The sequence below is a fragment of the Halobacillus yeomjeoni genome (assembly GCF_020171525.1).
GTDB classification, from domain to species: Bacteria; Bacillota; Bacilli; order Bacillales; family Halobacillaceae; genus Halobacillus; species Halobacillus yeomjeoni.
Genome location: NZ_JAIVAI010000002.1, coordinates 95,251 through 119,894, shown reverse-complemented (window position 1 = coordinate 119,894; position 24,644 = coordinate 95,251). Strand labels below are relative to the sequence as shown.

Here is a 24,644-nt window from a genome sequence, read left to right as displayed (position 1 = left end):
TTTATGTTTGGGATTGAAGTCGATACCATACAAATTGAAAAGTTCTTCAATATTCAACGAGCATGGGATAACCTTCCTTTCATATTGGAAGGTGTCCCATTAACTTTATTCGTTGCTGTACTCGGAATGGCAATGGGTCTTATCATCGGGTTCTTTCTTGCACTTGCCAGAGGGTCTGATCATAAATGGCTGAGGTGGCCGGCCCGCTTGTATATATCCTTTATGAGGGGAACACCGATTTTAGTTTATCTATTTGTCCTCTATTTCGGACTTCCTGTCGTAGGGATCGACCTTCCTGCTACGGTCGCAGCAGTCATCGGGTTCGGTACGAACAGTGCAGCGTATATCGCTGAGATCAACCGTGCTTCTCTGAACAGTGTTTCTCACGGCCAATGGGAATCTGCCCGGGCCTTAGGGTTCACTTATTGGAAAACCGTGCGGAGAATCATCATGCCTCAGGCCATCAGGATTGCAATCCCGCCGCTCGGTAACGTCTTTCTCGACCTTTTGAAAGCAACTTCCCTTGCCGCTATGATTTCGGTGCCTGAGATTTTGAACAAAGCCCAAATCGCAGCGGGACGTGAGATCGATTCTATGACGATGTATATCACAGCAGCTCTTATTTATTGGCCGTTGACCATGATTTTCTCTGGTCTTCAGGATTACCTTGAAAAACGGTATAACAGATATTTATAAAGCGTCAGAGTATATGCTCTGGCGTTTTTCTTTTGACCCGCTTGAGTTTAATCAATAAACTTTTATATTCGCTGATATATCCATTCTGCTTATAAATCTTCTGTAGATTCCTACCCATAATGCATAAAATTTGATTCGCACACTTTTATAGGATATGATAAAATTTATGTGTAAATCGTAATCATTATTATTTAAAACGTGAGAGGGATAACGAATGAACAACTATCCAATTGTAGAAATGGATCATGTCTCTTTTAAATATGAAAAAGAAACGGTTGTCCAAGATGTAAGTCTGACTATTGATCAAGGACAGTTCCTGGGGCTTGTGGGACCGAATGGCTCGGGCAAGTCCACGCTGATCAAGTTGATGCTGGGCTTGGAGAAACAAACAAAGGGGAAAATCCGTTTGTTCGGTCAACCGATCAAACAATTTAAAGATTGGAAAGAGATCGGCTTTGTTTCACAAAAAGCGAACAGCTTCAACTCCGGCTTTCCAGCTACAGTTTTAGAAGTCGTCAAAGCAGGGCTGGTATCCAAGATCGGTACATTTAAATTTTTCAATAAAAAACATAAAGAAAAAGCGCTGAGTGCATTGAAGACAGTTGGAATGGAAGCCTATGCCCATTCGAATATAGGAGATTTATCCGGGGGACAACAGCAGCGTGTATTCATCGCGCGGGCCCTTGTCAGTGATCCTTCCTTATTGATTCTGGATGAGCCGACGGTCGGAGTCGATTCCAAACACGTCACGGAGTTTTACAACCTGTTAGGTAGATTGAATAAAGAAGAGGGTATTACGCTGTTGATGGTGACTCATGATATCGGCACGATCACAGACCATGCCACACATGTCATCTGTATGAATAAAACGGTCCATTTCCACGGCGCCAGTGAAGAATATGATGAATTTAATGAACAGGATTTGAATCGTTTGTATGGTCATTCGGTTCAGCAATTGACGCATAATCATGACCATCACGAGGTGTATCACAATGATTGAGAGCTTTTTTCAATATGAATTTTTACAAAATGCGGCTATCACAGGTATTCTGATCGGACTCATCGCTCCGCTGCTCGGAGTTTTCATCGTCGTTCGACGCTTATCATTGATCGCTGATGCATTATCCCACATCACCCTCACAGGGATTGCAGCGAGTTTACTGCTGGAAAAAAGGGTCACCGCCGTCCAGGATTGGAACCCTGTCTATATGGGGATGGTTTTTTCTGTCGCAGGAGCCATACTGATTGAGCGTCTTCGAAAACTGTATAAACATTATGAGGAACTGGCCATTCCGATCATTTTATCCGGTGGGATCGGCCTTGGTGTCATTTTGATTTCTTTAGCTGACGGCTTCAATACGGATTTATTCAGTTATTTATTTGGAAGTGTAACAGCTGTCGATCGGGCGAGTATGTGGACGGTGCTCTCCATTACGGTCGCTGTCATCGTCATTGTCATTTTATTTTATAAGGAACTTTTCGTCCTTTCGTTTGATGAAGAGCACGCGGCTACTTCCGGTGTGAATGCCAGATGGATTCATCTTTTATTCATTGTCATGGTTGCCCTCGTCATCGCTTCGTCCATGCAGGTGGTCGGGATTTTGCTCGTATCCGCTTTGATGACGCTGCCGGTAGCTGCCGCACTACGGTTATCAAAAAGCTTCAAGCAAACGATCGGATTATCGATCGCTTTTGGTGAAACTTCGGTTTTGGTCGGCTTATTTTCTTCCTATCATTTAAGTGTGCCTCCTGGAGGAACAATTGTCATGACCGCGATACTATTGTTAATCATGACAATCCTGTACAAGAAAATGAGTCAGCAACTATGGATAAAGGGTGAGGCATCATGAATGTCAAAACAGCCATTCAAAAGCTGAAAGAAAATGGGTACAAACACACGAAGCAGAGGGAGAGAATCTTGAGTATTCTTGCAGAGCAGGAACAATACTTCGCTGCTAAAGATATTCTGAAAGAAATTCAAGCAGATTTTCCAAGTGTGAGTTACGATACGATCTACCGCAATCTTTATTTGATGGCAGATGTGGAAATTCTAGAAGCTACAGAGCTGGACGGTGAAAAACACTTCCGTTTAGGCTGTGGTACACACGGACATCATCACCACTTCATCTGCACGGACTGCGGAAAGACCAAGTCGATAGAAACATGTCCTATGGATGAGCTCGGTGAAGATTTAAGAGGCTATCAAGTGGAAAATCATAAGTTTGAAATTTACGGAAAATGTCCGGCGTGTAGTTAGTCTGCGAGAAATCGCAGGCTTTTCTTATAATTGGAAAAATCCAATCCTAAAGAAAATAAAAAGTAATCATTACTATTTACTTAATAGGACTATTGGTATATAATCCATTTTGGTAAAGGGGAGGACCGAAATGAAAAGATCTATATTGAATGTAATTATCATCACTTTTATCGCTGTGTTTTTGACTGCATGCAGCACGGGAGACTCTTCTTCCGATAATCAAACGACAGGCGAAATAACGATTTATACAACGATTTATCCACTTGAATATTTCACCGAACAAATCGGAGGGGAATATGTCAATGTGAAGTCTATACTTCCACCGGGCTCTGATCCGCACACATATGAACCGACGACGAAAGAAATGGTGAAGATGGCGGAAGCAGATGCTTTCATTTACAGTGGAGCAACTTTGGAAGGGTACGCCGAAAAAATATCATCCACGATTCAGCCGGAGGATGTAAAAGTCGTAGAAGCGGCTCATGGCATTGATTTGGAAAAACATGAACATGATGGCGAACAAATAAATCATGATCAGGCTAACGGTAGTGAAAACCATTCGGATTCCCACGAAGGACATAATCATGAAGGAAATGATCCGCATATATGGCTCGATCCACTCCGCTCTGTCCAAATGGCAGAGAATATCAAAGATGCCCTTGTAGAGCTGAAACCTGAGAGGGAAGCCTTATTCAACGAAAACTTCAATGATCTAAAAGAGAGATTGAATGAATTGGATCAGAAATACCATGAAGTTCTGAGCAGCCTGCCGGGAGATGAAATCATCGTATCTCATGCGGCTTATGGGTACTGGGAGCAAGCTTATGGTCTTGAGCAGATTGCGATCTCTGGACTTGATCCATCGAATGAACCTTCACAAAAAGAATTGGAACGCATCATTGAAGAAGGGAAAGGGAAAAAGATCGACCATATTCTGTTCGAGCAGAATGTGACACCGAAAATCGCCAAGGTGGTCCAGAAAGAAATCGGGGCGGATTTGCTTCGCGTTCATAACTTGTCGGTACGTACGGAAGAAGATTTGAAACAAGAAGAAGATTATTTCACCTTGATGAACGAGAACCTTGAGGTCTTGAAAAAAGCCTTATCTGAATAACGTCGCTATAGAAGAATAAAAAATGGGAATCGATCCACATTGGATCAATTCCCATTTTTACATTTTCACATCATTCCACCTGTTCAGGATTGGAAAAAGTGGTACAGAACATGACTATGATGAGCAGCACGATGATGACGAAGAAAAAGGATAGTTGTGGAAACAGGTCAAGAAATACACCGGATAGAAATGGCCCGATGATGCTTCCTAAACTGAACGCCATTCCACATAAAATGTTTCCCGCTGGAAGTAATTCTCTTGGCAGTAAATCTGTCATATAGGATATACCTAATGAAAACAGGGACCCGACGAATAGGCCTGCAAGAGCAAAAGTGAAAAATAACCCCAGGACGGATTGTTCTAAAATCGCTGCTAAAATGAAAGATACAACTCCGCCTGCTACAACGGCAGCGATCACTTTTTTTCGTCCGATCCTGTCGCTCAATGCTCCAAGAGGAATTTGAGAGAATAGACTTGCAAACGCAAAGGTCGGAATAATCAAGGAAAGAATGTTGACTCCATGACCAATTCTCATCCCGTACACCGGAAAGATTCCGTGTAAGGTCGCTTCAAGAAACCCATAAGCCAATGGAGGGAGAAAAGCTACCCAGCCAAGACGCAAGGCTTTCATGAACCTTTTGATTGAACTTGTTCCATGGGCTGTGGTATGGTCTTTTTCGGGTATTTCGTTTCTGACACGAATCATGAAAGCCCAAACGAACATACTTAAAAATGCAGAAATCAAAAAAGGAGCATAGATGCTCCAGTCAAGCAAATTGGTCATCAACGGTCCCAGCGTGAAACCGATACTGAAAAACATTCCATAATAGGCGATGCTTCTTCCTCGTGATTCTTTCGCAGATGTGGCTGTAATCCATGTTTGTGTGCCGAAGTGCAGAATCTGATCGCCGACCCCGATGGTGACCCTCAGGATGAACCAAAACCAAAGCGCCTGCCAAAATGGGAAGAAGGCCAGGGAAAGAAAGACCAGTGCGCCTCCGAACATAATCATAGGTTTATAGCCGAATTTTCGAAGAGGCCTTTCCATAAACGGAGATGAAAGCAATATTCCTATGTATAGACCGGTGGCATGTAACCCATTGATGGATGATGAAATGCCGTTTTGCTCCAGGATGACGGCCAGCAAAGGGAGAAGCATTCCTTGGGAAAATCCAGAAATCGTCACAAGACCGATCAGGATCCAAAAGCGTGTATTCGTGGATACCATCTGGATGTCCCCTCTCGTTGTGATTTATCTTCATCATGGTAAACGAATAATACCTCTTTGAGCAAGCCTTTCTTCCTATCTAAGGTTATTTACTTGATTAAATCGGTTATTATATAACTGTAGGCGCAGCAAATTTAAAAAGGAGTGATGTAAAAATGGATTTTTATTTAAAGGAAAACGGAGTCCGGACCCGATTCGAATATGGTCAATTAAACATATCCGGTGACGAAACAAACGGCTTTCGTCCGTATCAATTAATGGTCGCTTCTATTGCTGGCTGTAGTATTGGAGTATTCAGGAAAATCCTTGATAAACAACGTGTGAATTATGAAGACATAAAAGTGACAGCTGAAGTGAAACGTAACCCTGATGAAGCTAATAGAATTGAAAACATTCATTTACATTATGTCATCAAGGGCTATCATTTGAATCAAGATAAATTATACAAAAACCTCGAAGTTTCCCGAAACAATTGCTCTATGGTTCAATCTGTGAAGGATAGTATAAAAGTGGAAGAAACACTTGAGTGTATCGAGTTGAACCATTAAAATGAAAAGAGCCTTATCCAAAAAAAGGATAAGCGCTCTTTTTTTTATGTTCTGTTTGTCACTTTTTAAGAGCTGGCTCTGATAATGGTTGGTATGTAATTTCAAACGTGAGCTTGGATCAACTCTTTCCCACGCAGAAATTAAGTGAGTCGGACTTGGAAATAACTCGCTTTCCGCGGGGTACCGTGAGCCTCCTCAGGCTTACGCCTTCCGGGGTCTCACGATGTACCTTTATCCCGCAGGAGTCTCGCCATTTCCAAGTCCGCCTCTTTAAAATATGAGGGACGGAAAGACCTAATCCTTTTTTAAAGCGCAGTTCGTTAAACTCAATACGAATGGGAAGGACGGAAAATAGATCGCCTCCTGCAAGGGGGAAGAGGAATCCCAGTAGAAAAGGGGATATTTTTCTTCCTTCTTCCCTCTGATTAAAAAAGGACGAAACCGGAGACAAGTGGATTGTATGTAATCGTTTGAAGTATTAACTAATAGAGCCTGAAAGATATAAATTAATCAACCAAGAGCTGAATGAAGGGGAAAAGGAGGAGCCTATGAAGAACTGGATCATAAAGTCTTTGTTTTACATAATCGGATTAGTTACGATTTCTCTTGGAATCACACTGACCATAAAAGCTGATTTGGGAGCAGGTGCCTGGGATGCAATGAATGTTGGTTTGACAGAAACTTTCGGCCTGACGGTGGGAAACTGGGTCATCATCATCGGAGCGTTCCTAATTTTGACTAATGCGATCATCGCTAAAGAACGCCCGGATGTATTAGCGGTCATAACAATTCTTGTCGTAGGGAAGATGATTGATTTCTGGTTATTGACGGTATTCGATACGTTGGCTGTTGATGGTTTCTTAAAGCAGCTTCCATTGCTTGTATTAGGAATTATCATCATTGCGATCGGCGTTTCGTTATATTTGCAGCCCAACTTTTCATTGAATCCGATAGACGGTTTCATGGTTGCATTACAAAAACGATTCGGATTTTCCTTGACCACATCGAAAACGTTGACGGAAGTATTCGCACTTGTGATGGCACTTGCTTTGGGAGGACCGATCGGCGTCGGAACATTGATTATTCTCGTTTTGATCGGCCCGGCGATTCAATTTTTCAATCCGAAAGCTGAACGCTTCATCAATAGAATTCTCTCCTAAGTATTGGCTGTATAGGAACTGTCCATCTTTCACATCATAAGAAAAAAAGAAAGGTGGTGCAGAAAAAGTGAAATTGAAATGGCTGGTACTAATCCTTTTCATCGGATTTTTTACTTTGGTGAGCTCGGTATCCATATCTGCTGAAAATAAAGATGCTAAAAAAGAGAGTGGAATTCCGAATCACGTTCTGAATATATCCAAGGACAATACCTATCCCAACTCTACAGACGATCAGGAGCTGCTTGAACCTGAAGAAATAACAAAGGAATTGATGGAAGAGACGGATATCAGAATCACGAATCCACAATTGATTGAGTTATTGAATGAGACGACTTTAAAACCATCTCCGTTCGCAATCGGTTACCGTGGAGATATCTTCCTAGGGCGATGGCCACTCGCTTATGAGTCTAAAGAAACGAATATTAATTGGGAATATCAGAAAATAAACGTGAATGAAATCAATAACATCGGCGGGGAAGCGGCGCAAAAACTAAGTTATGTTCAAGAAGAGGAAAAGAAAATCCAAGGTGGTTTGACTTCAAGAATCAGTCACAGTGACCAGATGATGAAATTGATTCTACTTGAAGCGCAAAAGAATACGAAGCTTCCACTTTCCTTCAGTACAGTTATAGGAAAAGGAACGAAGCAGCAAAATACGTACGCTGTACCTGCAAATAAGGTCGCACGTCTTCACGCATTCGCCCCAGCGGTGAATGAAAAAGGAGAAGTCGCGTTCGGGGATGTTTACATCAAACTCAAAGGTTCTGACAAAATGTTGAGTGTGAAAAACGTGACTCGACAGGGTATAGGGGCTTGGATACCGATTCAAGACCACGTCAGTTTTTCCTTTGAAATGAAATAAAACGCTCATTCCTCCGAATCAGAGGAATAAGCGTTCCACTCTACGCGCTGTTCCGCCATGGCAATGTTATGATCAAACATTGTTTCGGCCAGGATCCGGCGCGTTTCTTTTGCGGCTGTCCAATAGACGAGGTCGTGGACAAGTCCTGTGACTGTATATTGGTAACCACGGAAGTCATCATTCAACGAAGTGACTCCATAAATTTTAAATGGTTCAACAGGTTCTTCCTTCAAATCTTTTTTCAAGTATTCATGAAGCTCTTCATTCAGGCGTTCACAAGCAATCTCTAGTACATCAAACATTTTACGGGGATCTTGGTGGAAATTCGTTGTCACTTTCTCTATAACACGCATATGTTCGAAGTTATAGTTCTCAATCGTGTTGATCTGCCCATTGCTGATGGTCAATAACTTTCCGCTCCACTCGCGAATCTTCAAAAACCTCAATCCTATATCCTCGACCGTTCCGTGAAATGTATTATTCAATGTTATAAAGTCGCCTTTATGAAGTTGTTTTTCATATAAAAGGAACAAGCCTGCAAAAAAGTCCTTGATCAAACTTTGAGCACCGAAACCAACGATGATCCCGATCACTCCGGCTCCGGCAAGCAGTCTGCCGATTGATGTGAACTCAGATAAAACGATGAAAAGAAAAGTGATGATTGCTGTATAGCTGATGATGGAATTCATCATCGATTCAAGGGTGTTTTCTTTCCGTTCTTCGATAAAGTCGGTCTTTTTGAAAAATGAATGGATGGCTTTCCTCAAAAGGAGGACACCCAAAAAAATCAGGACTGCACTGGCAGCGATTTTTACTGTAGCGCTGTTAGTTATGATTTCAAGGTAATCGATATTGGAAAAATCCACATTCTATTCCTCCCATCTACGTGTGTATTATAGCATGACTGAATACGAAACCTCATCATGGACAGATGATTCATGTTGTACTATGATGACAATGGTTAGATTAAAGAAAAAAGGAGCATGTTTGTATATGACCCAACAAGATAAACTTCACGACTTGAAAGCCCGTCTTACTGACTTTATGAATCGAATTGAACAAATGAATCCAGAAGAAACTTCAGTAGAAGACATCGATCGCTTGATTTCTATGCTGGAAGAATTGGAGCGGAAAATGGACTGATTTTCTTCCTGGAGAAGGAGGAGAAAAGCTGGATACACTCATTTTTTACCTGTCACCCATTATAGGGTTCGTATTTATGCTGACCTTGATCATGGCTTTTGTACGAATGGCTTCAGGACGAACGGTGCCATCGAACCATAGAGTACTGTTTTCAGGTTCATTTTTAGGAGTTTTACTGCTTATCATCTATGTCCTGACCGTATAATGAGACTCTCGGAACATCGGGGGTTGATTTTTTTGGTTTCGTACTTTATCATGATAAATCGCTAATGTATCAAAATGAACACCAAGAGAGAGGAGAATGTTTTATGGCTTGGGCTGTAGTTGTGTCTGTCCTTGTGATGACCATTCTAAGCTTACTAAGAGTTAATGTCATTATTGCCATAATAGCCGCAGGCCTAACCGCTGGATTGATGAACGGGCAGTCCCTTACCGGGTCTCTGGACCTTCTGATCAGCGGAATGGGCAATCAAGCCAGTGTGGCTTTGAGTTATATATTATTAGGAGCATTTGCCGTTGCAATCAGTTATTCCGGCATCACGTCCCTGCTGGTGAATTATTTGCTGAAAGTGTTGAAAGATAAACGGACCATGATTGTTTTTGTCATCGCATTTGTTGCCAGCTTGTCTCAAAACGTCATTCCTGTGCACATCGCATTTATTCCTATTTTAATTCCACCGTTGCTTAAGCTTTTCGATCAGATGAAACTTGATCGCAGAGCCGTAGCGGCAGCTTTGACGTTCGGATTGAAAGCACCTTATGTGATGCTTCCGGTAGGATTCGGATTGATTTTCCATGAGACGATAAAGAAAGCGATGGAATCCAATGGAGTCGAAGTGAACATCGGAGCCATCTCGCAGTCTCTGTTATTACCTGGAGCGGGGATGATTGTCGGGCTGTTTATCGCAGTATTGATCTCCTACAGAAAACGCCGTGAACCTAAAGTGGCAGAAACCGATTTTGATTTGAATGAAGAATTCAAACAAGAAACAAGCGGCTCGTTCAATCGTAAACATATGTGGACGATTGTAGCTATACTGGTCACTTTATTCATACAGGCCGTCTGGTCCAACTTAGTGATTGCAGCGCTTGCAGGTATCGTATTAATGTTCATTTTCAGAGTGGTTCCTTATCGTAAAGGGGATCAGGTCGTCAATGACGGAATTGGCATGATGGGCTTCATCGCTTTCGTGATGCTTGTCGCAGCTGGATATGCAAACGTGCTGACAGAAACTGAATCTGTGTCAGCCCTTGTAGAAAACAGTTCAGGTTATATCGGTGATAATCAAGCGTTCATCGCCTTCATCCTTCTGTTAGTTGGACTGGTCGTTACGATGGGAATCGGCTCTTCCTTCGCTACTGTTCCAATTCTGGCCGCCTTGTTCGTTCCGATTTGTGTAAGCGCAGGCTTTTCTCCCATGGCAACTGCAGCTTTGATCGGAACAGCTGGAGCATTAGGGGATGCTGGTTCACCTGCTTCCGATAGTACGCTTGGACCGACTTCAGGTCTTAATGCGGATGGAAGACACAATCACATTTGGGACACATGTGTACCTACATTCTTACACTACAACATTCCGTTATTCTTATTCGGATGGGCTGCTGCCCTTATTTTATAAAGGCGTGAGAGGGAAACCTCTCCGTCTTTTTTATATTTTTGACCATCTCACACATACTAAGTAAAAAGTGAGTGGTGGATATGAAGAAAATCAGGCGCATCCTTTTCATAGGGTGGAGCATCCTTTTGCTTTTTCCAACCTCGACGGAAGCTGAAGGCTGGGGATTTCAAAAAAGCAGGAATGGTGAAATCCCAGACGTAGGAAGATATGGTCCGATGATTGAAAAGCATAACGGGTTTTTTGTCGATACTTCGGGAGATCCCGTCGTTTACCTGACCTTTGATAGTGGATATGAGCAGGGACATACAGGCAAAGTATTAGATGTGTTGAAAGATAAAAATGTTCCGGCCACTTTCTTTGTGACTGGACACTATATAGAAAGTGCACCAGAACTTTTAAAACGTATGGTTAACGAAGGGCATTTGATCGGAAATCATTCTTGGCATCACCCGGACTTTACAAAAGTATCAAAAGAAAAGATGAAAGATGAATTGGATCGTGTGGAGAAAGCTGTGAGAAGTCTGACGGGACAACAAACGATGTCTTATGTAAGACCTCCGCGAGGAACATTCAATGATCGTACGCTGGCGTGGGCCAATGAGTTCGGTTATACGCATGCTTTTTGGTCGATCGCTTTTAAAGACTGGGAGACCGATCGTCAAAAAGGGTGGGAATATGCTTACCGCAGTGTGGTCGACCAAATTCACCCGGGTGCCGTCATCCTGCTCCATTCTGTTTCTGAGGATAATGCTGAAGCCCTTGAACACCTGATTGATGAATTGAGAAAAAGAGGCTATCATTTCGGAAATTTGAATCAATTGATGGTTAAAAAACTGCTTCCTTATTCTATATGGAGCTTATAAACCGCCGAGAGCGGTTTTTTTATTTCAATTGACTATATATAACCCACCATGTCGATAGCGCCTTAATAAGGGACTGTACTTTGAAAGTAATAGCAATATGTTTCTTTAGATAACCGCCTGAACCATACATCGAAAAAAGACGAGCATTTCTAAAAAAGGTTTTGTGAAGTGAAGAAAAAGGAAATGAGCTATAGTATTATAGTGGAGGATCGTTGTCCGGATAGGAGTGTTCATGATGTGGAAGGAAAGTTTCAAACCATCCAGTGCCTATGATTTTGACTACTCATTAAAAAGGTGGGGGATGGATCCATTAATCCGTTTGGATCAGCAAGAGCGTTGGATCGATATACCTGTGAAATTGGGCGGCGAATATCATATCGTCAGAGTTCAAGGGGCTGGTACAAGAGAAAAACCAGCCTTTGAAATGATGAGTGACAGTAAAGAAGTGAGGGCTGAACTGATCGACCGTATGCATCAATTGTTTCAGTGGGAAAAGGATTTAGATCATGTTCAAGAGCACTTCGTGGGCACAAATTTAGAGGAGCTTTTTCTCAAATATCCCGGCACTCCAATCGTCAAAGACTTTCATCTTTATGATTGTCTCATGAAAACCATTATCCACCAGCAGCTGAATATGAAGTTCGCATACACATTGACTTCACGACTCGTACAGCAGTATGGCCATCAGGTCAAAGGAGTGTGGTTTTACCCTGAGCCAGAGGAAGTGGCAGCAATCTCATATGATTCATTAAGGGAGTTGCAGTTCAGCCAGAGAAAAGCGGAATATATCATCGACACTTCTAGGATGGTCGTTAATCGTGAATTGGATTTAATATCCTTATCTCAAAATAATGAAAATGAAGTCATAAAGCGATTGGTCAAAATCAGAGGCATAGGTCCTTGGACCGCTGAAAATTGGCTTTTGTTCGGTCTGGGGAAATCAGATTTACTGCCGGTAGCGGATATTGGAATACAAAATGCGATCAAACACCATTTCAACCTGACAAAGAAACCGGACAAAGAACAAATTGAAACATGGAGTAAAGATTGGCAGCCTTTTAGAAGCTACGCTTCCCTCACACTTTGGAGGAGCCTTGAGGGCGAAATTTAGGGAAAAGTGTCATAAAAACAGAGGGTTTATCGTATTTTGTAATGCCTGAAAGAAAAATAAATTTTTCAGATAAATTGTTTGAAAATATTCAAAATTACTTACTATTACGTTATAATAATAAACGTATTGGAAAATATTGAACGGTAAAGGAAAGAGGTCATAATATTGGTGATAAGAGAAAGGTATTCTGACCAAGTTCATAGTGGCGAAATCTTAGATATTCTAAGCTTGAACAGTACTCCAGCATGCTTACTTGATTTACGCCTGCAATCAGTAACGCTTAATCAAGAAATGCAAGAGACTCTTCAACTAGAAAATACAAATATGGCATTTGCAAAATGGGCCCGGTCATTCAGTTCGACTACCCAAAGCGAACTGCAGCAAATGATGCACCATCTTTTGACTGAAGGATTGCACGAAACTTCACTTCACGTCACATTGAAAAAGAGCTTCCAGAAGTATGATTGCAAGTTGGTTCACCTTACAAACGGTCAAATTGTCCTGACATTAATCTCACCATATAACGACTCACATACCAATCATTCTACAGACCACACCATACCTCATTCCGATAATAGCAAGGTGAAATCTGACTCAAGAAAGACTGTTCAAATCAAACCAAGGAAAGGGATACTCCCCTTTTCCAATATCCGTGAAGCACAACTTAGTAAACGTATGACGCATTTGGTGGACAAGTTTCCACATGGTTTAGCATTCATCAGCAACACCTGGGATATCACTTATGCCAACCCGAAAATGGAAGAACTTACAGGAGTCAGTTTTGAAAAAAGCATTAATAAAAAGTTGTGGGATGTTTATCCTGTCGATGAGTACTACCATGTGTTTCAAAACTATTTGAGGGCAATGGAAACACAAGAAACGATCGAGTTCGAACTCTTGATCCAAAAAACAGATATCGTTGTTGAAATGACTGTCCATCCGACTGAACTTGGTTTGACAGTTTTCGCGCAGGACATTACTCAGTATAAAAAACACTTACAGGCATTAAAAGATTCTGAAGAGCGTTTTGCCGTATTGGCTAACAATATTAAGGACGTATTTTGGATTACGGATCCAGACTTCAAAGAACTGCATTACGTCAGCCCTTCATTTCAAACATTATTTGGGCTTTCACGGAGTGATTTTTTCGAAAACCCAAGCGCTATATTAGATGTCATTGAAGGAGCTCACCGAGAAAAGGTGGAGAAAGCGCTTTCGATGATGAGAGAAGAAAAATACCAGGTTGAATATAAGATCAAGGATTTTCATGGAAATGAAAAGTGGGTCCGTACAAGAGGTTTTCCGGTGAAAAACCAAGGCATTCCTTATGTTATCGGTATTCATGAAGACATGACTGAATACAAGGAAATGGTTCAGCTGAAAGAAAAGTCACAACAATTATCTACAATCAGTCAAATGTCTGCAGGTATTGCACATGAAATTAAAAACCCATTGACTGCTATAAAAGGTTTTTTACAAATTGGTGCTGCTAATCCTGAACTGAGAGATAACTATCAGGAGATCATCCTGGATGAAGTGAATCGGATTGAAACCATTGTCCAAGACTTCATGATGCTCTCAAAACCTAAATCTTCTATACAGTTGGAAGAGGTTGAACTCCATCAGGTAATTTCTTATGTGAAGCGTCTTCTTGAGCCTGAAGCTGAAGAGAAGGAAATTAAACTGACTGTGGAATCGACCTATTCAGATGAGAAGATCATGACGGAACCTAAAAGGCTGAATCAAATTCTGATCAATTTAGTACAGAACGCCATTGATGCAGTTGGAGAGGCTGGGGAAGTCTCCATTGATGTGAAAACATCAAGCGAGTATATAACGATTTCCGTTAGTGATAATGGCCCGGGGTTAACCTCTCAGGAAATTGCGAAGATTGGTGAACCATTCTTTACAACAAAAGAAAAGGGAACCGGGCTTGGTGTCATGGTCTCCAAAAAAATCGTATCAGACTTAAACGGAACAATTGAGTATGAGAGTGAAAAAGGGGAAGGCACAACAGTTACTGTTAAATTGGCAAAATGAATCTTTATGAGTGTGAAAGCCACTGCATTATAAATGCAGTGGCTTTTTGTGTGTTTAAAGAGGTACTTTTAACCGGATTTCTTGTCGTTTATTGCACCGAAATAAATAAGTGGCATTCAGGTGGCAAATCAAGGGCCTTGTAAGGATGTATTGACTGACTAATCACGATTGAATTATTTGAATTTTATGGCGTCAACCGCTTACAAAAAATAAATTAAATTTTTATAAACAAAGCTGTTTACAAACGGTCTTACGGGCTCTATAATCCCGATTGTACTACAATTTAATTCGACAAAATTTTCACTTTCGATAAACGAAGGAGGTTTTCTGATGCTTAAGAAAATATGGTCATTTCTGTTGATGAATCTAGGTTCACTTGCAGTAGCGATCAACGTCCATTTTTTCCTTTCTCCGAATAGTTTAGCTACCGGAGGAGTCAGTGGTTTGTCCATCGTGACAAACAAGTTATTGCCCGATTTATCTCTTGGTCTCATTATGCTTATTCTTAATATCATTTTATTTATTGTAGGATTCATCTTTTTAGGGTTCCAATTTGGTGCTAAAACGATATATGCAAGTTTGGCATTGTCCTTTTTTGTTTGGGGATTGGAAGCTTTCTTCCCAATGGAACAAGCATTAAGTGATGACTTGTTGATCCAGCTCATCATAGGGCAGATCATTGCAGCATCAGGAATGGCTTTAGTTTTCCATCAGGGAGCCTCCACAGGCGGTACGGATATCATTGCCATGATCCTTCACAAATACTTTTCCATTGATGTAGGGAAAGGGGTATTGTTCTCAGACATTGCGATTGCCGTTTCTTCCATTTTCATTTTTGGTCCGACAATCGGAATGTATGCATTCTTCGGTGTAATTTTGAATGGTCTTGTCATTGATTACACGTTGCAACAATTCGAAGATAATAAAGAAGTGGTCATCATCAGTCGCGAAAGTGAACTCGTAAGAAGCTTCATTGTGAATCATCTTGGAAGGGGAGCAACGATCCATCATGCCAAAGGTGCGTTCAACCAGGATGATAAAGAAGTGATAACCACGATTTTGAATCGTAAAGATTACACGGCATTGAAGAGGTATATGACGAGTATTGATCAGCGCGCGTTCATTACAGTCCACTCGATGAATGAAATTTTAGGACAAAACTTTAAACGTTTGGCTTAATAAGGTGGGATTCCATCAACGATTTAACACTCTTGAATGTACTGGATAAACCGGAGCACCTTTCACGTGCTGATGTTGTCTATGACCAGCTGAAGGAAGCGATCCTATTCAGAAAGATAGCTCCAGGAACGCAGTTGATTGAAAAAATCATCAGTGAAAAAATGTCTGTATCCCGAACACCAATCAGGAATGCCATTCAACAGCTTGCTGATGAGGGACTTGTCAAAATCATTACCAATCGGGGAGCTTTTGTAGTAGAACCGACATTTGATGAGATACAGCAAGCGTTTGATATGAGACAACGATTAGAGAAAATGTCCGTGGAATTACTGATCGACGACATGACACAAGATGATTTTCTGCAACTGGAAGAATTGATCGAGCATGAAAAACGGACGTATCAAAAGAAAGATATATTGAACTATTTGGATGTGAACAAGCAGTTCCATATGTTTTTAGCGATAAAGACTAAAAATCGCTTTCTTATTGATTTTACAGAACGCATACTCGATCAAATCAATGTGTATCTTATGCTTTATGATGTGTTTTTCGATGAGAACCTGGACGAAATGAAGAGGTTCAAGGAGCATGAATGGCTCGTTTCAGCTTTAAAAAAGAAAGACTTACAAAAGTTGTACGAGCTGATCGATCAACACATGACAGAAAGCTTACACTATATGTCTTTGGATGAAAGCAACAAGTAACGGTAAATAAAGAAAGCCATTAGAGTCGTAGTCTCTAATGGCTTTCTTTTTTATATACGGGAACGGGTTTTGGTTTTGCTGATTGGATAAAGAAACATCCATAAATGACACCCACAGTAAGTATAGAAGCGATGGTGTAGTTGAAATTTTTAGTAATGAACGAGATGGCAATGAATAGTGCTATCATAACCCCGCATAATATGGCAAGCAGTTGTGAAGCAGGTCTATGTGTATGACGTGTTTCCATTGCAGACACTCCTAAATCTTATAGTAATTGTAGTTTACGCTACCGTAAATTATCTGTCAATTTGTCAGCCTCAATTGTTTTGCGTATAGGAAACAAAAAATAAAGTGAACAATATTTAAATAATTTTGAATATTTGTTATAATGAATTTGCTAATAGACTGAACAGTCGCTCGATAACAAAAGGAGGAATAAAATTATGAAGCGTGAGGAATTGATAGCCCCCCATCAGTACAATATCGTCTCAGAGTTTGAAAAATATGCTGGTGATCCACAGCGGCAGGCCCTGCTTTGGCTGGATGAAGAAGGGAACCGTAAAGAGACTACATATGAAAGTTTATTAAATAATGCGAACCAAATTGGAAACGCTTTCTTTACCGGAGGACTACAACAGGGTGATAAAGTCCTTGTCATGATTCCTCGTCTCATCGAAGCTTATCAAGTTTATATTGCCGCCTTAAAATTGGGCTTAGTCGTTATTCCCAGCTCTGAAATGCTCCGCACCAAAGATTTGGAATACCGAATCAATCATGGAGAAGTGAAAGCCATCGTAAGTTACCATTCATTTACTGGTCAATTCGCCGATGTGAATAATATTGAGAATCTACACAAATTCTCTGTAGGTGGTGAGAGCGAAGGATGGCTGAACCTTGATGAATTGAAGAGTGATCAGCCTTCCACTTTGAACATGGCGGATACTTCAAAAGATGATATGGCCTTCCTTTCCTATACTTCAGGTACGACAGGAAACCCGAAAGGTGTCGTTCATACTCATGGATGGGGGTATGCCCATTTAAAGACAGCTGCTTATGAATGGCTCTCTATTCAAGATGGCGATACTGTATGGGCAACAGCAGGACCTGGATGGCAGAAATGGGTATGGAGTCCTTTCTTATCCGTTTTAGGAACAGGAGCGCGCGGGTTGGTGTATCAAGGTAAGTTTGATCCTAAAACTTACTTGAGCATTATGGAAAAACATGATGTGAATGTGTTGTGTTGTACTCCAACCGAATATCGCTTGATGGCGAAGGTGGACAATTTGTCAGAGTACAAGCTTCCAGGCCTCCATAGTGCCGTTTCAGCTGGGGAACCGTTGAACCGTGAAGTGATTGACACTTTCCAAAGACACTTCAACGTTACAGTCCGTGATGGCTATGGCCAAACGGAAAATACGCTCCTTGTCGGGATCATGAAGGACATGGAAGTCCGACCTGGATCAATGGGTAAACCTACCCCTGGGAACCAAGTTGAAATCGTCAATGACCTGGGAGAACCGGTAGAACCGAATGAAGTCGGAGACATTGCTGTTCATGTAGATACTCCAGCTCTTTTCAAAGAGTATTATAAAGATCCGGAACGTACGAAAATGTCCAGAAGAGGAAATTACTATATCACGGGTGACCAAGCTAAGAAAGACGAAGACGGTTATCTTTGGTTTGAAGGGCGAAGCGACGACATAATCATAAGCTCCGGTTACACCATTGGCCCGTTTGAAGTCGAAGACGCATTAGTCAAGCACCCTGCAGTTCAAGAGTGTGCGGTAGTATCAAGCCCTGATGAAGTCCGAGGAAATGTAGTCAAAGCCTTCATCGTTTTACAAAATGGGTATGAAGGTGACGAAAGTTTAATTAAAGAACTTCAAGATCATGTAAAAGAACAGACAGCTCCTTATAAATACCCTAGAAAAATCGAGTTCCTTGAAGAGCTTCCTAAAACAACCTCTGGAAAAATCCGTCGAGTAGAATTGAGAAAGAAAGAAAGAGTCTTGAATTAATAATTAGTTGGCCTGTACCGCATAAAAAGCGGTCAGGCCATTTTTAATGAAAGCTACACCCACAATTCCATCAATGGCCCATTCACTCCGAGGATTGGATCTGCAGATGGAGCAGGAGCTTCGCGGATCTGCTTTTTGGATTCTTCATACTCATTTTTCTCTCCCGTTTTCAAATCGAATGATTTTCCATAAGGATATGCGCCCATGACTTGAAAATCAGGCGTGGAATCTTCCAGTTTATGAGCTACCCCGGCAGGCAATATAAGTACATCTCCTTTTTTTACACTGACTTTTTCTCCTTCTGGTCCCCCAAGTTTCAAAGTAGCTGCTCCTTCTATGACAGCGAGGGTTTCATGGGTCGTGCTGTGAAAGTGGTGATATTCAAACACGCTTCCGGTCCACGTATTGGACCAGCGGTTTTTATGAAGCAAAGATTGAAGGTCATTCAATGACCTGTCTAAACAATCACGATAAATAACAGCAGGCAGATAGGGGTGGTTTGGATAACAGCCATCATCGGTGAAAAGTTTAGTATCTATTGAAGCATTTTTCATAATTATCCCCTTCCTATTACAACTCTCCCAAAAAATATTTCCTGACTTATCAAAAAATAAACATTTTTTATAAGAATTATGAAACGATTCCCATATTAGACTCGTATATGTAAATAGATGAAGTCAGTATTATTTGAATATTAGGCTCTGTTAAAGTCTGTTGTTGATATTTTAAAGGATTACTAAATAGTCCCCTTCTTGGGTTAGTTGTTCGGTCCTTTATTTACTCAGAGCATGGGATGGCAGGGAAAACAGGTAGACTCCTGCGGGAAAAAGGAACAAGGTGAGACCCCGGAGAACGAAGTTTGAGGAGGCTCACGGTACCCCACGGAAAGCGAGTCATTCTAAAAGGCTGCCTCAACAAATTCCAGGACAGAAAGAGCTGATATGAGCTCACATGTAAAAAACAAGACCAAGCAATAACAGAGCCAAATATTAAATTACATATTTTAACAAAAATGTTATAATTAATGGAGAGGATAAGAGGTGAGTATATGGGTAGGAAGATTTTGTATGTAACAGGCATTTTTTTGATCGTTGGCTTTTCGATTTTTTATATCAATCAACGCTATTTTTTCAATCCTGTCGTCTTCAGTCAAGATGTGATCACTCCTTATGATTGGAATGACTATGAACGCCCTCTGACAATGACTTATTATAATTTGGATGAGGAGCGGCAAGTCACTGTAATCAAAGAAGAGGAAGAGATAAGGGAGTTCTTGACTGCCCTCAAAGAATCCCCCCGGACCAACAAAGTGGAAATGCCTCAAGATGTAAATGGAGCATTGAAATTGTCTGGTCCCAAACAAACGCTGCTTGAAGTTTATTTTTACACGAATCACTGGCAAGTACTGAAAAATAATGGTCCGATATACGAAATGACTCAATCGTTGGAACAAATCGTCAAACAATATTAAACCAGCCTCCGGAGGCTGGTTATTTTTTGGTCGCAACAGGGGAAAGGTTATATTATACTGAGTAAGTGAAAAGTAAGTTAAGATGTTTCATTTGAGAATGGGAAGTGAGCAGTTTGAGTAAATTCTTCACTCATATATTCAATTTATTAGTTGGAGTTCTTATTGTACTAGAAGGAAGTGTCTATGTTTTTATGAATAACAAAGATGGTCAATTGCATCTGAGAAGTATTATGATGAGCATCTTGTTATTTATAGCTTGGGCAATCGCTTATCGTAAACAATTGACAAGTGAAAATCCCAGCACCTGGTTGATAGTAATGATTATCATTATGATCCCGATGATTCTGCCTTGGCTGTTCTTCATTTGATTCAATTCAGCCACTTAATCAGACCGACTACCCCAAAGAAGCCCCCAGTTAATAAATAAACATAGCCGAAAAATAATTGCTTTTTGTCACCTTCCTCAGTTTCTACTACACCTGTAAAGATGAGAAAGAGAATGACCAATAAATATAAGGATATATCGATCCCTGTCCAAGGGGTCTTTTTTAATATCATCCATACCCCGACGGGAAAAGCTGTGAACAATGGAATATATAATGGTTGTCCAATATTGCGGAATTTTGACATGTATTTTCCCCCTTATTTCTTCAAATTCAGAGATGCAGTAAAAATAAATTTTATTTTTAAAGCATTTCACACGTACTCACAGGAATTCGACGGTACTTGTCAAATATTGCGGTTTTTTTACTAAGAGCCGTTATTTTAGCGCCATTTAGGGTATTGAGTTTATTAAGTTAGATTGTCTCCTGTCAATACAATTGTTAAACTAATTTTTGTGTGTTTCGGAAGCCCCCCCATAAAAACCCTCGCATATTGCATGACTCTGCAAAACAAGAACAAACTACAAAAAGAAACATAAAAGAAAGGATGACGTAAGAAGTGAAAACAAATTTAATTGACTGGCCTACGTTTATAGGCGCACTGTTTTTGCTTATCGGTGTAACATTACCTTTGATTTTGTTCCCGGAAGCAGGTAAAGAATTCGTATCTCAGGCGAATACATTCATGACAGGAAACTTCGGTGTCCTATATTTGATCATGGGCTTGGTTATTCTCGCATTCCTACTATACGTAGCATTTAGTAAAAACGGTTCCATCAAATTAGGTGATGAAGGAGAAGAACCTGAATTCAACACGTTCTCGTGGGCTGCCATGCTATTCGCGGCAGGTATCGGTTCCAGTATCCTTTATTGGGGTGTCATCGAATGGGCTTATTATTATCAGGGACCTCCATTCGGGTTGGAGGCAGGAACCAATGAAGCGATTCAATGGTCAACAGCATATGGTATTTTCCACTGGGGACCAATCGCATGGGCGATTTATGCTCTTCCGGCACTTCCAATCGCTTATTTCTATTATGTAAGAAAGAAACCTGTACTTAAAGTAAGTGAAGCCGTTAGACCGGTATTGGGTAAATCCGTCGACGGTCCACTTGGTAATGTAATTGATGTATTGTTCATGTTCGGTCTTTTAGGGGGAGCGGGTACAACCCTGGCGCTTGGTACACCAATGATTGCAGAAGGTATCAATACATTGACAGGTATTCCTGTAACTCTAGGGTTGAAAGCTGCCATCATGTTACTGTGTACACTGATTTTCGCAGTCAGTGCCTATTCCGGATTGAAACGCGGAATCAAAGTATTGAGTGATATCAATATTTGGTTGGCGATCTTTATTTTGGCTTTCGTGTTTGTATTCGGTCCGACGAAATTCATCAGTGAAACAACATTTAATGGTTTGGGGATCCTTGCCGATAACTTCTTCAAGATGGCGACGTGGATGGAGCCTTTCGGTAATTTCGCTGACTTTGAAGACACAGGCTTCCCTCAATCCTGGACAATCTTCTATTGGGCATGGTGGTTAGTATATGCTCCATTCGTCGGTTTGTTCGTAGCACGTATCTCCCGTGGACGTACGATCCGTCAAATGATTCTAGGTACAATCACGTACGGTACAATCGGATGTATCCTATTCTTCGGAATTATGGGTAACTTCGGACTTTACATGCAAATGACTGGTTCATTTGATGTGGTAGGATTCATGAATGAGAATGGTGCACCTGCAACCATCATCGAAATCATCAACCAGCTTCCACTTGCGAAGTTCATGGTTCTCGTCTTTACAGTCCTTGCAATCATCTTCCTTGCAACGACGTTTGACTCTTCCTCCTATATTCTTGCATCTGTTACTCAGAAGAATATTGAAGGAGAACCACTACGCTGGAACCGCTTGTTCTGGGCATTCGCACTTTGCTTGATGCCTCTCGCACTGATGTTCCTTGGTGGATTAGGTACACTGCAAACAGCTAGTATCGTCGGTGGATTCCCACTGATTTTCATTATGTTCCTGCTTGCATGGTCATTCATGAAGGCTTCGAATACAGATATTCGAGCTTCAGATGATTACAGACCATCAACAATCCACATTGAACGTTGGAAGAATCGTAAGAAGAAGAAGAAACGTTCTGCTCTAGAAGCGTTGGAAGAAAAAGATCTGGATGGTAAGTAAATGAACAAAAACCTCCGCCATTGGCGGAGGTTTTTTTTTATTGCCTTAAAATCCTAGGATCGACCTGTACGTTAGATTAGAATCAATTTTTCAAGTAAGAAAGAGCAGGTGTGAGGCTGAAATCACCGCTGTCTTCTAAGAATCGTGTCAACAAGTGGATGTGGTCTCCACCCATCAATACAAGAATCCTGTCATTAGGTTCAGCTATTCGAGCGATGTTAGCCGCGATGGATAGGTCTCTTTGATGCCATTGTTTTAACCATTGAACGCCGATTTGATGTTGATGATCACCGACTCGGGCCAATTTCATGTAGACTCTTTGGAGTTCTTTGATGTAGTCGGGATGATTGATGTACTTTAAAGTTTCCAAAAGAGTCTCATCATTTTCCATCGTTTTAAGAGTCGCTTGTACATCCAGGATTTCCTTGAAAAGGTGGGGTTGATGTTCTTTCGCCCATGTGAATACCTCCTCCAGTGAAGGTTTAGACATATCCACCACTTCGTCTACAGGATATACTCTTGTATGTTTTGCAAGAGCACTTAGACGAAAAGCAATTTGTTCCACCTCGTCATATGCGGGTGTGAGGTTACCTTGCTGAAACTCTGTATATCTCCGGTCCAATTCTTCTTGAAGAAGAAACGATTTCTCTACAGCAATTTTTGTAGGCTTGAAACGAGATAGAGATTCAACTAAACTTTTAATTTCTTCCTGCTGTTGATTAACAGTATTAGGATTCATGGCCATATGGGTGGTGCCTACCACCATAATTTCCGGTATCTCCATTACTACACTCTCCCTTGAAATCGACATGTCTTTGCTGGTGCGATTTTATCATTTTTTAGAATTTGAAGTTGGGGAGGACGTCTTCGCCAAGTTCCTGGATGATATCCTGGATAGGGCGTTCGTTTTTTGATAAACCAAACATAATATGATTGACGCCAATCGAACGATACTCTTCTAATAAATCTTTTAAGCCATTCCTGCCGACTTTGTACCCTGCAGGGATTTTTTCAGCAGGGTATTCAGGGTCTTCGGTCAGTTCTAAAGGGAGAGGCATAAAGAATGGACGAAAGACATCCCCGTGGAACACTTCGACTTTCTTCTTGTATTTTCGGATCGTTTCCTTTTGTTGAGCAGGTCTTTGTGGATAAAACATCCACCCATCTCCATGTTCCGCCACCCAATCCAAGCTTTGTTGACAATAGCCGGTCATAAATAATGGAATTTGGGTGGTCGGTTTAGGAACTAAATTGGATTTGTCCATTTTCCCGTAGCTTGATTCAAAAGGAGGGAATTCTTCGTACAAGACCTTTTTGAAATGATGAAAAGCCTCTCTGAACCATTCACTCCGTTCCATGATCGGAATTCCCAGCCCTTCAAAGTCTTTTCTTCTATCTCCAGAGGAAATCCCGAGCATCAGGCGTTCAGGAAACAAGCGCTCGATGCTGGCCACTTCTTTCGCCAAACGGAGAGGGTGGCGAAGAGGAAGGACCAGTGCAGCGGTCCCTAATTGGATTGAGGAGGTATGAGAAGCTAAATAAGTCATGTAGATAAGGCTGTCATAAATCTGCCCCGTGGCAGGATCTTCGAAAGATGGATCCTCTAAAACGACGTCCTGCAACCATAAACAATGGAAGCCTAGTCTCTCTGCAAGTTGTGCTCGTTCTACCTGCCTTTCCATTGTCGGAGTGTTTTTATCATAGTTCTCGAGCGGAACGGTCAACCCGAACGAAAGCTGATTCTCTTGGAGTATCTTTTGATAACCATTGTGCTCTTTATACATAAACCATCCTCCTGACATTATCCTTACTCCAATTATAAAGATGACACAGGTGCTGTTCTACTATTTGACATGAAAAACCCTCAGCCCAGTCGGGTTGAGGGTTTTTCGTGCGGCCAATTAAAGGATAGTAAAGGCTACATATAGAATTCCGGTCAACACAGCACTCCCACCAGCAACACTTGCAATTTCACTTACATCATATTGAATACGGTCTCTCATCATGTACGCCCTCCTATTAGTATGAATGAATAAATTCAGGTTTCTTATTTTTTCTCT

The 24,644-nt window shown here is 41.2% G+C and carries 27 protein-coding genes; 20 read left to right on the top strand and 7 right to left on the bottom strand.

From position 1 onward, the window contains the following. Positions 1–3: 3 nt before the first annotated feature. The 5 genes from LCL89_RS08750 (at position 4) to LCL89_RS08730 (ending at position 4,067) form a co-directional block, all read left to right on the top strand. Entirely contained in the window at positions 4–696 is a 693-nt protein-coding gene (locus tag LCL89_RS08750) for an amino acid ABC transporter permease (RefSeq protein WP_197317856.1), read from the top strand. A gap of 214 nt (positions 697–910) precedes the next feature. After that, positions 911–1,696, top strand: coding sequence for a metal ABC transporter ATP-binding protein (locus tag LCL89_RS08745; RefSeq protein ID WP_224809766.1), 786 nt, complete (start codon positions 911–913; stop codon positions 1,694–1,696). Then, complete coding sequence (locus LCL89_RS08740; RefSeq protein WP_224809765.1) at positions 1,689–2,546, top strand: metal ABC transporter permease; 858 nt, start codon at positions 1,689–1,691, stop codon at positions 2,544–2,546. Before LCL89_RS08745 ends, LCL89_RS08740 begins: the two co-directional genes overlap by 8 nt. After that, complete coding sequence (locus LCL89_RS08735; RefSeq protein WP_224809764.1) at positions 2,543–2,953, top strand: Fur family transcriptional regulator; 411 nt, start codon at positions 2,543–2,545, stop codon at positions 2,951–2,953. The genes LCL89_RS08740 and LCL89_RS08735 overlap by 4 nt, the downstream gene beginning before the upstream one ends. A 130-nt stretch (positions 2,954–3,083) precedes the next feature. Continuing rightward, positions 3,084–4,067, top strand: coding sequence for a metal ABC transporter solute-binding protein, Zn/Mn family (locus LCL89_RS08730; RefSeq protein ID WP_224809763.1), 984 nt, complete (start codon positions 3,084–3,086; stop codon positions 4,065–4,067). A gap of 70 nt (positions 4,068–4,137) precedes the next feature. Here the strand turns inward: LCL89_RS08730 and LCL89_RS08725 are convergent, their stop codons facing one another. Beyond that, a complete protein-coding gene (locus tag LCL89_RS08725) occupies positions 4,138–5,295 on the bottom strand; it encodes an MFS transporter (RefSeq protein WP_224809762.1) in 1,158 nt (385 codons plus the stop codon). A gap of 155 nt (positions 5,296–5,450) precedes the next feature. On the opposite strand from LCL89_RS08725, the gene LCL89_RS08720 reads away from it, so the two are divergent. From LCL89_RS08720 to LCL89_RS08710, 3 genes are all read left to right on the top strand, one after another. Further along, positions 5,451–5,843: an OsmC family protein gene (locus LCL89_RS08720; protein ID WP_224809761.1), complete on the top strand. Its 393-nt coding sequence runs from the start codon at positions 5,451–5,453 to the stop codon at positions 5,841–5,843. 548 nt (positions 5,844–6,391) lie between these two features. Continuing rightward, entirely contained in the window at positions 6,392–7,003 is a 612-nt protein-coding gene (locus LCL89_RS08715) for a YczE/YyaS/YitT family protein (RefSeq protein WP_224809760.1), read from the top strand. Between the two features lie 67 nt (positions 7,004–7,070). Next, complete coding sequence (locus tag LCL89_RS08710) at positions 7,071–7,865, top strand: YfkD family protein (protein WP_224809759.1); 795 nt, start codon at positions 7,071–7,073, stop codon at positions 7,863–7,865. Positions 7,866–7,870: 5 nt separating this feature from the next. Here LCL89_RS08710 and LCL89_RS08705 read toward each other — a convergent pair whose 3' ends face one another. Beyond that, positions 7,871–8,731: a mechanosensitive ion channel family protein gene (locus LCL89_RS08705; RefSeq protein ID WP_404813419.1), complete on the bottom strand. Its 861-nt coding sequence runs from the start codon at positions 8,729–8,731 to the stop codon at positions 7,871–7,873. A 127-nt stretch (positions 8,732–8,858) separates the two neighbouring features. Here LCL89_RS08705 and LCL89_RS08700 point away from each other — a divergent pair, with 127 nt between their 5' ends. The 8 genes from LCL89_RS08700 (at position 8,859) to LCL89_RS08670 (ending at position 16,524) form a co-directional block, all read left to right on the top strand. After that, positions 8,859–9,008 carry an SE1561 family protein gene (locus LCL89_RS08700; protein WP_224809758.1) on the top strand — a complete coding sequence of 50 codons (150 nt, stop codon included), beginning with the start codon at positions 8,859–8,861 and terminating at the stop codon, positions 9,006–9,008. 76 nt (positions 9,009–9,084) lie between these two features. Beyond that, positions 9,085–9,213, top strand: coding sequence for a hypothetical protein (locus tag LCL89_RS16780; protein WP_263620686.1), 129 nt, complete (start codon positions 9,085–9,087; stop codon positions 9,211–9,213). Between the two features lie 103 nt (positions 9,214–9,316). Further along, positions 9,317–10,627, top strand: a complete 1,311-nt coding sequence (locus LCL89_RS08695) for a Na+/H+ antiporter family protein (RefSeq protein WP_224809757.1) — start codon at positions 9,317–9,319, stop codon at positions 10,625–10,627. Positions 10,628–10,707: 80 nt separating this feature from the next. After that, on the top strand, positions 10,708–11,490 hold the full coding sequence (gene pdaA / locus LCL89_RS08690; protein ID WP_224809756.1) for a delta-lactam-biosynthetic de-N-acetylase: 783 nt from the start codon (positions 10,708–10,710) through the stop codon (positions 11,488–11,490). A 235-nt stretch (positions 11,491–11,725) separates the two neighbouring features. Beyond that, positions 11,726–12,601, top strand: a complete 876-nt coding sequence (locus LCL89_RS08685) for a DNA-3-methyladenine glycosylase family protein (protein ID WP_224809755.1) — start codon at positions 11,726–11,728, stop codon at positions 12,599–12,601. Between the two features lie 168 nt (positions 12,602–12,769). Next, positions 12,770–14,641, top strand: a complete 1,872-nt coding sequence (locus LCL89_RS08680; protein WP_224810052.1) for an ATP-binding protein — start codon at positions 12,770–12,772, stop codon at positions 14,639–14,641. Positions 14,642–14,971: 330 nt separating this feature from the next. Further along, the gene (locus LCL89_RS08675) at positions 14,972–15,820 is read left to right on the top strand and encodes a YitT family protein (RefSeq protein ID WP_197317843.1); all 849 of its coding nucleotides are present in this window, start codon (positions 14,972–14,974) and stop codon (positions 15,818–15,820) included. A 32-nt stretch (positions 15,821–15,852) separates the two neighbouring features. Continuing rightward, on the top strand, positions 15,853–16,524 hold the full coding sequence (locus LCL89_RS08670; RefSeq protein ID WP_224809754.1) for a GntR family transcriptional regulator: 672 nt from the start codon (positions 15,853–15,855) through the stop codon (positions 16,522–16,524). A 34-nt stretch (positions 16,525–16,558) separates the two neighbouring features. Here LCL89_RS08670 and LCL89_RS08665 read toward each other — a convergent pair whose 3' ends face one another. After that, the gene (locus LCL89_RS08665) at positions 16,559–16,771 is read right to left on the bottom strand and encodes a hypothetical protein (protein WP_224809753.1); all 213 of its coding nucleotides are present in this window, start codon (positions 16,769–16,771) and stop codon (positions 16,559–16,561) included. 196 nt (positions 16,772–16,967) lie between these two features. Here LCL89_RS08665 and mbcS point away from each other — a divergent pair, with 196 nt between their 5' ends. Beyond that, positions 16,968–18,542: an acyl-CoA synthetase MbcS gene (mbcS, locus tag LCL89_RS08660; RefSeq protein WP_224809752.1), complete on the top strand. Its 1,575-nt coding sequence runs from the start codon at positions 16,968–16,970 to the stop codon at positions 18,540–18,542. Positions 18,543–18,595: 53 nt separating this feature from the next. Here mbcS and LCL89_RS08655 read toward each other — a convergent pair whose 3' ends face one another. Further along, positions 18,596–19,096, bottom strand: coding sequence for a cupin domain-containing protein (locus LCL89_RS08655; RefSeq protein ID WP_224809751.1), 501 nt, complete (start codon positions 19,094–19,096; stop codon positions 18,596–18,598). A gap of 494 nt (positions 19,097–19,590) precedes the next feature. Between LCL89_RS08655 and LCL89_RS08650 the strand changes: the two genes are divergently transcribed. Further along, positions 19,591–20,013, top strand: coding sequence for a hypothetical protein (locus LCL89_RS08650; protein ID WP_224809750.1), 423 nt, complete (start codon positions 19,591–19,593; stop codon positions 20,011–20,013). A gap of 113 nt (positions 20,014–20,126) precedes the next feature. After that, positions 20,127–20,381, top strand: coding sequence for a hypothetical protein (locus LCL89_RS08645; protein WP_224809749.1), 255 nt, complete (start codon positions 20,127–20,129; stop codon positions 20,379–20,381). 1 nt (position 20,382) lies between these two features. Here LCL89_RS08645 and LCL89_RS08640 read toward each other — a convergent pair whose 3' ends face one another. Further along, positions 20,383–20,643 (bottom strand): hypothetical protein, encoded by a 261-nt coding sequence (locus LCL89_RS08640; protein WP_224809748.1) that lies wholly within the window; start codon positions 20,641–20,643, stop codon positions 20,383–20,385. Between the two features lie 312 nt (positions 20,644–20,955). Here LCL89_RS08640 and LCL89_RS08635 point away from each other — a divergent pair, with 312 nt between their 5' ends. Continuing rightward, positions 20,956–22,584 carry a BCCT family transporter gene (locus LCL89_RS08635; protein WP_197317835.1) on the top strand — a complete coding sequence of 543 codons (1,629 nt, stop codon included), beginning with the start codon at positions 20,956–20,958 and terminating at the stop codon, positions 22,582–22,584. An 82-nt stretch (positions 22,585–22,666) separates the two neighbouring features. Here LCL89_RS08635 and LCL89_RS08630 read toward each other — a convergent pair whose 3' ends face one another. Both LCL89_RS08630 and LCL89_RS08625 read right to left on the bottom strand, forming a co-directional pair. Next, a complete protein-coding gene (locus tag LCL89_RS08630) occupies positions 22,667–23,368 on the bottom strand; it encodes a DUF5694 domain-containing protein (protein ID WP_224809747.1) in 702 nt (233 codons plus the stop codon). 55 nt (positions 23,369–23,423) lie between these two features. After that, a complete protein-coding gene (locus LCL89_RS08625) occupies positions 23,424–24,368 on the bottom strand; it encodes an LLM class oxidoreductase (RefSeq protein ID WP_224809746.1) in 945 nt (314 codons plus the stop codon). Positions 24,369–24,644 lie beyond the last annotated feature (276 nt).

Bases quoted from the DNA above. Each gene is read 5' to 3' on its own strand.
- LCL89_RS08750 (WP_197317856.1), top strand. From the start codon at position 4: ATGTTTGGGATTGAAGTCGATACCATACAAATTGAAAAGTTCTTCAAT.
- LCL89_RS08745 (WP_224809766.1), top strand. From the start codon at position 911: ATGAACAACTATCCAATTGTAGAAATGGATCATGTCTCTTTTAAATAT.
- LCL89_RS08740 (WP_224809765.1), top strand. From the start codon at position 1,689: ATGATTGAGAGCTTTTTTCAATATGAATTTTTACAAAATGCGGCTATC.
- LCL89_RS08735 (WP_224809764.1), top strand. From the start codon at position 2,543: ATGAATGTCAAAACAGCCATTCAAAAGCTGAAAGAAAATGGGTACAAA.
- LCL89_RS08730 (WP_224809763.1), top strand. From the start codon at position 3,084: ATGAAAAGATCTATATTGAATGTAATTATCATCACTTTTATCGCTGTG.
- LCL89_RS08725 (WP_224809762.1), bottom strand. From the start codon at position 5,295: ATGGTATCCACGAATACACGCTTTTGGATCCTGATCGGTCTTGTGACG.
- LCL89_RS08720 (WP_224809761.1), top strand. From the start codon at position 5,451: ATGGATTTTTATTTAAAGGAAAACGGAGTCCGGACCCGATTCGAATAT.
- LCL89_RS08715 (WP_224809760.1), top strand. From the start codon at position 6,392: ATGAAGAACTGGATCATAAAGTCTTTGTTTTACATAATCGGATTAGTT.
- LCL89_RS08700 (WP_224809758.1), top strand. From the start codon at position 8,859: ATGACCCAACAAGATAAACTTCACGACTTGAAAGCCCGTCTTACTGAC.
- LCL89_RS16780 (WP_263620686.1), top strand. From the start codon at position 9,085: ATGCTGACCTTGATCATGGCTTTTGTACGAATGGCTTCAGGACGAACG.
- LCL89_RS08695 (WP_224809757.1), top strand. From the start codon at position 9,317: ATGGCTTGGGCTGTAGTTGTGTCTGTCCTTGTGATGACCATTCTAAGC.
- pdaA (WP_224809756.1), top strand. From the start codon at position 10,708: ATGAAGAAAATCAGGCGCATCCTTTTCATAGGGTGGAGCATCCTTTTG.
- LCL89_RS08685 (WP_224809755.1), top strand. From the start codon at position 11,726: ATGTGGAAGGAAAGTTTCAAACCATCCAGTGCCTATGATTTTGACTAC.
- LCL89_RS08675 (WP_197317843.1), top strand. From the start codon at position 14,972: ATGCTTAAGAAAATATGGTCATTTCTGTTGATGAATCTAGGTTCACTT.
- LCL89_RS08665 (WP_224809753.1), bottom strand. From the start codon at position 16,771: ATGGAAACACGTCATACACATAGACCTGCTTCACAACTGCTTGCCATA.
- mbcS (WP_224809752.1), top strand. From the start codon at position 16,968: ATGAAGCGTGAGGAATTGATAGCCCCCCATCAGTACAATATCGTCTCA.
- LCL89_RS08655 (WP_224809751.1), bottom strand. From the start codon at position 19,096: ATGAAAAATGCTTCAATAGATACTAAACTTTTCACCGATGATGGCTGT.
- LCL89_RS08650 (WP_224809750.1), top strand. From the start codon at position 19,591: ATGGGTAGGAAGATTTTGTATGTAACAGGCATTTTTTTGATCGTTGGC.
- LCL89_RS08640 (WP_224809748.1), bottom strand. From the start codon at position 20,643: ATGTCAAAATTCCGCAATATTGGACAACCATTATATATTCCATTGTTC.
- LCL89_RS08630 (WP_224809747.1), bottom strand. From the start codon at position 23,368: ATGGAGATACCGGAAATTATGGTGGTAGGCACCACCCATATGGCCATG.
- LCL89_RS08625 (WP_224809746.1), bottom strand. From the start codon at position 24,368: ATGTATAAAGAGCACAATGGTTATCAAAAGATACTCCAAGAGAATCAG.